General features: G+C 67.1%; 8 protein-coding genes and 1 tRNA gene. 3 read left to right on the top strand and 6 right to left on the bottom strand.

All coding sequences use genetic code 11. The annotated features are described in order from the left end of the window. Nucleotides 1-130: 130 nt before the first annotated feature. Nucleotides 131-565, bottom strand: coding sequence for a universal stress protein (locus tag WS69_RS03245; protein ID WP_059469382.1), 435 nt, complete (start codon nt 563-565; stop codon nt 131-133). Nucleotides 566-793: 228 nt separating this feature from the next. Continuing rightward, entirely contained in the window at nt 794-1,696 is a 903-nt protein-coding gene (locus WS69_RS03240) for a LysR family transcriptional regulator (RefSeq protein ID WP_059469380.1), read from the bottom strand. Nucleotides 1,697-1,834: 138 nt separating this feature from the next. Here WS69_RS03240 and WS69_RS03235 point away from each other — a divergent pair, with 138 nt between their 5' ends. Together WS69_RS03235 and aceB are read left to right on the top strand one after the other, a co-directional pair. After that, the gene (locus WS69_RS03235; RefSeq protein WP_197419194.1) at nt 1,835-2,611 is read left to right on the top strand and encodes a haloacid dehalogenase type II; all 777 of its coding nucleotides are present in this window, start codon (nt 1,835-1,837) and stop codon (nt 2,609-2,611) included. Nucleotides 2,612-2,678: 67 nt separating this feature from the next. Then, nucleotides 2,679-4,271 (top strand): malate synthase A, encoded by a 1,593-nt coding sequence (aceB, locus tag WS69_RS03230; protein ID WP_059469379.1) that lies wholly within the window; start codon nt 2,679-2,681, stop codon nt 4,269-4,271. Nucleotides 4,272-4,697: 426 nt separating this feature from the next. On the opposite strand, the gene WS69_RS03225 is transcribed toward aceB, so the two are convergent. Then, entirely contained in the window at nt 4,698-5,105 is a 408-nt protein-coding gene (locus WS69_RS03225) for a gamma-glutamylcyclotransferase family protein (RefSeq protein ID WP_059469378.1), read from the bottom strand. A gap of 51 nt (nt 5,106-5,156) precedes the next feature. Continuing rightward, nucleotides 5,157-5,654, bottom strand: coding sequence for a ribonuclease E activity regulator RraA (gene rraA, locus WS69_RS03220; protein ID WP_059469377.1), 498 nt, complete (start codon nt 5,652-5,654; stop codon nt 5,157-5,159). A gap of 131 nt (nt 5,655-5,785) precedes the next feature. Here rraA and WS69_RS03215 point away from each other — a divergent pair, with 131 nt between their 5' ends. Then, a complete protein-coding gene (locus WS69_RS03215) occupies nt 5,786-6,649 on the top strand; it encodes an AraC family transcriptional regulator (RefSeq protein ID WP_059469376.1) in 864 nt (287 codons plus the stop codon). Between the two features lie 372 nt (nt 6,650-7,021). Here the strand turns inward: WS69_RS03215 and WS69_RS03205 are convergent, their stop codons facing one another. After that, nucleotides 7,022-7,492 (bottom strand): GNAT family N-acetyltransferase, encoded by a 471-nt coding sequence (locus WS69_RS03205; protein WP_059469374.1) that lies wholly within the window; start codon nt 7,490-7,492, stop codon nt 7,022-7,024. Between the two features lie 159 nt (nt 7,493-7,651). After that, a tRNA-Asp gene (locus WS69_RS03200) sits at nt 7,652-7,728 on the bottom strand.

Raw genomic sequence — 7,728 nt, 5'->3', positions numbered from 1 at the left:
TCCTCCTGACCTCTATAGAATCAGGCGTCAGGTTACGCAATCTCCATCAAACCCTCCACGGTTTACTGCGATGAACCTATTTTTTTCTCGCGTACGCATCGCAGCCGTTCGTCCGGCCGCGCGCGGCACGCTATCGATAAACGATCACGGGAATCTTCGTATGGGTCAGCACGCGCTGCGTCTCGCTGCCGATCAACAGGCTGCCGAGCCCGCGCCTGCCGTGCGACGCCATGAAGATCACGTCGCAGCCGCCCCGCTCGGCGGCCTCGATGATGCCGAGATACGGCGAAGGATGCACGCTCGTGGACGACTCGCATGCGACGCCCGCGCGCCGCGCGGCCGCCTCGACCTCGGCCAAGTGTGTGCGTGCCTCGCGCTCGCTGCGCTCGCGAAAATCGGCGGGCGGCTCGATCACGACTTCGGAAAACGGCGAGTACGGATATTGCGGCAGGCACGCGTAGGCCGTCACGCGCGCGCCGACCGCCTGCGCGAGATCGATCGCGCCGTCGATCGCTTTCTTCGACAGCTCGGACCCGTCAGTCGGAACCAGGATGTGCTTGAACATGGCGACCTCCGTCGGCAACTGCGGCGCGTCCGGATGCGGGCGTACCCGCGACGGGCGACCGATGCCGGGCTGCCCGCCAGGACGCTGTGTGATTCGATTGTAGTGCGCGAAATCGCGCCGCCGCACGCGCTAGAGGGTTCGCCCTCATATCGGAAACGCGCGCCATCGCACACTGGCTCCATGCCTGCCGATGCGGCGCGCGCGGCCGCCTCGCACGCTGCGGCGGCGTCAGGCCCAGTAGCCGGGCTGTTCGTACGTGTGCTTCAGGAAATCGAGAAAGAGCCGGACCCTGAGCGGCAAGTGCCGGCGCTGCGGGAACACAGCGTGAATGCCGACCGGCGGCGCGGCGAATGCATCGAGCACGCTGACGAGCCGGCTCGCCGCGATGTCGGCGCCGACCTCCCACCACGAGCGCCACGCGAGCCCGTGTCCGTCGAGGCACCATTCGTGCAGCACCGCGCCGTCCGAGCATTCCATCGTGCCCGACACGCGGATCGGCACGATTTTGCCGTCGTCGACGAACGCCCAGCCGCGCTGCTGGTTCGCGTTCGCCGCGAGCGCGAGGCAATTGTGGCGCGCGAGATCGGCGAGCGTCTCGGGCGTGCCCGCGCGCGCGAGATAGGCGGGCGACGCGACGCACACGCGCCGGTTTTCGCCGAGCTTGAGCGACACGAGCGACGAGTCGGGCAGTTCGCCCAGGCGCACCGCGCAGTCGAAACCCTCGTTGACGAGATCGACCATCCGGTCGGACAGATCGAGTGTGACCGACACGTCCGGATGCGCGTCGGTAAACGCCGGCACGAGCGGCGCGACGTGGCGCCGGCCGAAGCCCGCGGGCGCCGACACGCGCAAGTGCCCGCTCGCCTTCACACCGCCCGCCGATACGCTCGCCTCGGCGTTCTGCATGTCGTTGATGATCCGCTGGCAATCCTCGAGGAACGCCGAGCCTTCGAACGTCAGCGTGAGCTTTCGGGTCGTACGCACGAGAAGCTTCACGCCGAGCCGCTCCTCGAGCGCGTCGAGCCGACGGCCGATGATCGCGGGCGCGACCCCTTCCGCGTGGGCGGCCGCCGACAGGCTGCCTTTTGCGGCGACCGCAGCGAACGTTTCGATTTGTTTGAAGCGATCCATCCCGTGTGCGGGCAGCACGAGCCGCCTGCCCCGTTGAACATGAAAGCACTCCAGATTAGATATCGAAAAGTAAAAGATCAAGTGATGATTACTGTCTTTTTTAGTTCGGGCGATCACTAATAGAATCGATTTCGACCTCTGACCGTGGAGCACAACGTCATGCCCGGCACCCCGCCCGCCTTCCCGAAGGCGATCCTCTTCGACGCGTACGGCACGTTGTTCGACGTGCACGCGGTCGTTGCCGCGGCGGAGCAGATGTTTCCCGGCCGAGGCGAGTCGCTGTCGCAGCTCTGGCGGCGCAAGCAGATCGAATACTCGCAGTTACGCACGCTCGCCGATCCGGCCGGCGCGCGCTATCGGCCGTTCTGGGACGTGACGCTCGACGCGCTGCGCTTCGCCGCGCGCGCGCTCGGCCTCGCGCTGTCCGCCGCCGCCGAGAAGCGGCTGATGGACGAATACGCATGCCTGTCGACCTACCCGGACACGGTGCCGACGCTGCGCACGCTGCGCGCGCGCAAGACGCCGCCGAAGCTCGCGATCCTGTCGAACGGCAATCCGCAGATGCTCGACATCGCGGTCAAGAGCGCCGGGATGAACGGCCTCTTCGATCGCGTGCTGTCCGTCGACGCGGTCCGCGCGTACAAGCCGTCGCCCGCCGCATACGCGCTCGGCGCGGCCGCGTTCGACGCGGCGCCCGCCGACATCGTGTTCGTGTCGTCGAACGGCTGGGACGTCGCGGGCGCCGGCTGGTTCGGCTACCGGACATTCTGGCTGAACCGAACGGGCGCACCGTTCGAGGAACTCGGCGCGCTGCCTGCGGGCACGGGCGCCGGCATGGCCGACCTGCTCGCATTTCTCGATTCGCCGCCCGCAGCGAAGCTTGCCGGCCGCGCGCGCCCGGCTCCGGGCGCCTGACGCGACGCGCCGCCCGTTTTCACCGTAACTGCACCACTGACGTAACTGACCGACCAAGGAGAAACTGATGACCACGACGCTGAAGCTGCCGCAAGGCATGGCGATCACGGGCGAGATCAAGCCCGGTTACGAAGCGATTCTCACGCCCGAGGCGCTCGAACTCGTCGCGAAGCTGCATCGCCAGTTCGAGCCGCGCCGTCGCGAACTGCTGGCCGCGCGTGTCGAGCGCACGAAGCGCCTCGACGCCGGCGAGCGCCCCGATTTCCTCGCCGAGACGAAATTGATCCGCGAAGGCGACTGGAAGGTCGCGCCGCTGCCCGCCGACCTGCAATGCCGCCGTGTCGAGATCACGGGCCCGGTCGAGCGCAAGATGATCATCAACGCGCTGAACTCGGGCGCGGATTCGTACATGACGGACTTCGAGGATTCGAACGCGCCGAGCTGGACGAACCAGATCGATGGCCAGATCAACCTGCGCGACGCGGTGCGCCGCACGATCTCGCTCGAGCAGAACGGCAAGTCGTACAGGCTCAACGACAAGATCGCGACGCTGATCGTGCGCCCGCGCGGCTGGCACCTCGACGAGAAGCACGTGACGGTCGACGGCGAACGCGTGTCAGGCGGCGTCTTCGACTTCACCCTCTTCCTGTTCCACAACGCGAAGGAACAGCTCGCGCGCGGCTCGGGCCCGTACTTCTATCTGCCGAAGATGGAGAGCCACCTGGAGGCGCGCCTCTGGAACGACATCTTCGTCGCCGCGCAGGAAGCGGTCGGCATCCCGCGCGGCACGATCCGCGCGACCGTGCTGATCGAGACGATCCTCGCCGCGTTCGAGATGGACGAGATCCTCTACGAACTGCGCGAGCACAGCTCGGGCCTGAACGCCGGCCGTTGGGACTACATCTTCTCGGCGATCAAGAAGTTCAAGAACGACCGTGAGTTCTGCCTCGCCGATCGCGCGAAGATCACGATGACGGTGCCGTTCATGCGCGCGTACGCGCTCTTGCTGCTGAAGACCTGCCACAAGCGCAACGCGCCCGCGATCGGCGGGATGAGCGCGCTGATCCCGATCAAGAACGATCCGGAAGCGAACGACAAGGCGATGGCGGGCGTGCGCGCGGACAAGGCGCGCGACGCCGGCGACGGCTACGACGGCGGCTGGGTCGCGCACCCGGGCCTCGTGTCGCTCGCGATGGAAGAGTTCGTCAAGGTGCTCGGCGACAAGCCGAACCAGATCGCCAAGCAGCGCGACGACGTGCAGATCGAAGGCGGGAACCTGCTCGACTTCCAGCCGGAAGCGCCGATCACCGAAGCCGGCCTGCGCAACAACATCAACGTCGGCATCCACTACCTCGGCTCGTGGCTCGCGGGCAACGGCTGCGTGCCGATCCACAACCTGATGGAAGACGCGGCGACGGCCGAGATCTCGCGCTCGCAGGTCTGGCAGTGGATCCGCTCGCCGAAGGGCGTGCTGGACGACGGCCGCAAGGTCACGGCCGAGCTCGTGCGCGAATACGCGAAGGTCGAGCTCGATAACGTGAAGAACGTGGTCGGCGGCGACACGGCGCCTTACGACCGCGCTGCTGTGATCTTCGAGCAGATGTCGACGTCGGAGAACTTCACCGAGTTCCTGACGCTGCCGCTCTACGAAGAGATCTGAGCGGACGGAGCGGCGCGCACAGGCGTGATGCGCCGCCGCTGCTTTTGCGCGCATTGATCGCTCCGGCGGCGCGTACGGGCCGCTGAAGCCGTAAAAGCAAAAGGCGCCGGCGAAGCGTAATGCCGTTCAGTTGAGATCAAAAAGGCCGCTCCGATTGATACCGGAGCGGCCTTTTTCCATGGTTCTGCAAGGCTAGGCCACTGCGAACCAGGCTTAACTGAACGGCATTAGCCCCCGAGGCGCCTTTTGTCGTGGGTCGTTAGCTGAAAGCGCCTTGCCGCCGGAGCATTCGCTCGGCGTTTCGGCATCATCAGGCATCATGCATTGGCGCTCGCCGTTCGTCCTTCCTCTTTCGATACCGACCGTCGGCGGTCGAGCATGGGCAGCCGGCTTTCGCATGCGGCGCCGCTCGCCCCGCCCGCCGCGTCACGCGACACGCGCGCGGCGATGCTGCACCCAGTCGCCCGACTCGATCCGCGGCTTGTCCGCGACCGAATGCGCGGCGACCGGATAGTACAGGCACTCGTACCGGCGCCCGCCGAGCTCGACCGACGCCTGCTGCTGCACGAACAGGCCCTCGACGCCCGGATAGACCTCCTCGATCTCGTCGAGCACCGACACGAGCGCTTCGTCGATCGCATAGATGTCGCCCCAGACGAGATCGCGGCCACTCTCGGCGACCATCCCCGGATAGTTGCCGAAGTCGTACAGCCGCCCCGACACCGCCACGGCGCCGATCAGCATCGGCGCCGCGATGCCGTGCCTCGCCGCCGCGCGGCCGATATCGTTGATCTCGCCCGCCCTCAGGGTCCCGTAGCAGAATACGTAGCGCATCGCATTTCCTTCCTTGTTTCAGTCGTGCCGTCGAGCCGGCACGCCGCCGCGTCACTCGAGCAGCGCGTCGTCGCTGACGAGGACGCCGTCGGCGTCCGCGTAGATCCAGTCGCCCGGCACGATGCGCGTGCCGCGCAAGTCGACGGGCACGTCGCTCATCCCGCCGCCGCGCTTGTCGCTTTTGCGCGGATGCGCGGCGAGCGCGAGCACGCCGACCCGGCACTCGGCGAGTTCGTCCGAGTCGCGCACGCAGCCGTTTACGACGATGCCGGCCCATCCGTTCTTTTCGGCGAGCGCGCCGAGGTTGCCGCCGACGAGCGCGCAGCGCAGGCTGCCGCCGCCGTCGACGACGAGCACGCGCCCCGCGCCGTCCTGCTCGAGCGCCGCGCGCACGAGCGTGTTGTCCTCGAACAGCTTGAGCGTCGCGGCGGGCCCCGCGAAGCGCCGCACGCCGCCGAACACGCGGAACGCGGGCTCGAGCACGCGCAGCGTGCCGGCCGCGAGGCGGCCCTCGTTCGCGTCGCAAAGATCGGTGGTGGCGAACATCATGTCGAAGTCTCCTGGAGGGTTCGTGTGGTGTCGATTCGGCATTATCGGCGAAGAAAAATCCCGCTGCGGCGGATAGAAGGCTCGCCCTACAATAGCCGGACGCACCGCCCGCCCCCCGTCTTCGATCATCAATGAGCTCGTCCGTTCCCCTTTTTGCGCAGCCGCCCGCCGCCACGATCGATGTCCCGTCCGAATTCGCGCCGACGCCCTCGCATCCGATGCGCGTGCGCGCCCGCTCGATCGCGGCCGGCATGCGCGTGCCGCAGCACTCGCATGCGTGGGCGCAACTCGCGTACGCGTCGCGCGGCGTGCTGCGCCTCGCGACGGCCGGCTCGTCGTGGACGGTGCCGCCGTCGCGCGCGATCTGGGTGCCGCCGCGGATTCCACATGAAGTCGTGATCGTCGAGGACGCCTATCTGCGCACGCTGTACGTCGACGAATCGGCGGTGCCGGACGGGCTCGACGCGTGCCGGGTCGTCGAGGTGTCGGGGCTGTTGCGCGAGCTGATCGTCGCGCTCGAGGCGCGCCCGCTCAATCGTGTGCGCGAGCGACTCCTCGCCGCGCTCGTGCTCGACGAGCTCACGCGCGCCGAGCCGTTGCCTCTCGCGGTGCCGATGCCGACCGAAAAGCGGCTGCGCGCGCTATGCGAAGCGGTGCTCGCGCATCCGGCGCAAGGCGAGTCGCTCGAGCACTGGGCGGCTGGCGTCGGCGCGAGCACCCGGACGATCGCGCGGCTTTTCAAGCAGGAGCTCGGCGTGAGTTTTTCGCAATGGCGTCAGCAGGCCCTTCTCGCGCGCGCGATTCCGCTCCTGAATCAGGGGCGGCCGCTGTCGCACATCGCTCGCGAGCTCGGCTATCAGAGCCAGAGCGCCTTCTCCGCGATGTTCCGGCGCGCATTCGGCGCGAGTCCGCGTGCGTTCATTCAGCGCGGCGACATGCATGCGGCGACGGAAATTGCATCGGCCGACGACGGGGATGCCGGACCGCTGCTGTAACGGCAGCCGACGGTCGATTCGGCCGCCGGGACGTCGCGCGCGAATCCGGCTGCGGGCGACGCGATTGAACGAAAGCGATGCGATTGATCGATCCCGTTCTCCGGCTGCAGCCGACACGACCAATCGAACGCGACGCAATTGATCGAACCGGTTCGCTCGGCAAGCCGTGACGGTTTCGCGCGCTCGTTCGGACTGCGAGACGTTTCGACGCTTCGCACGGCGCGACGTCGGAACCACCATCGACTGCGCGTCGGCGAACCCATTGCGCGCGTCGCGCTCGATCACGCGCAGACAAACCGGCCGGCCGCCTCGCTTCGCCTGCTTCGTCGGCATTGCTCCGGCGCCCGCCGCGGTCCTGCCGCACACAAGACATCACGACGACACGCGTCGCACCATATGCCGGATCGAGCCGAACTGCGCGAGACGCGGCCCTGCGAGCCGGTATCCCATCCGCAGATAGAGACGCGCGGCCGGATTGTCGACGAACACGCGCAGTTGCGTCTCTCGCAATCCGCGCGCCTTCGCGAAACGGTGCGATGTCTCGAGCAGATACGTGCCCGCGCCGCGCTGCCGGTATTCCGGCGCGATCTGCACGTCGCGAATGTGCAGCGAATCGCCCTCTTCGGTCATCCTCAATAGGCCGATCGGCGTACCGTCGAGTTCGAGAATGAAATTCTCCGAGTCGCGCCAGCTCGCGAAAAAGAGATCCGCACGCCACTTGAGACCATGACGCTGGTAGTACGCATTCATGTTGCCGTGCGTAAGCGCTTCCGCGAATTCGAAGTCGCCCGGCTCGGCGGGGCGCAGCAGATAGACGAGAGGAGCGGCGGTTGAATCGGACATGTCGTGTTCGCAAAACCTGCGTCACCGCCACGATAGCGCAGCCGGCGTGCGTTGCAATGCCAATTTGCACGCATGCGGCGGCAACCCGCCGGAAATGGCGACGAAACATGCCGAGAAAAACAAAAAGCCCGTTCAGGCATGCCTGAACGGGCTTCGATTTGGCGGAGCGGACGGGACTCGAACCCGCGACCCCCGGCGTGACAGGCCGGTATTCTAACCGACTGAACTACCGCTCC

It is taken from the genome of Burkholderia sp. BDU5 (assembly GCF_001522845.1).
GTDB lineage: Bacteria > Pseudomonadota > Gammaproteobacteria > Burkholderiales > Burkholderiaceae > Burkholderia > Burkholderia mayonis.
The sequence above is the reverse complement of the archived record's forward strand: the minus strand, read 5'-3'. Positions and strand labels throughout refer to the sequence as shown.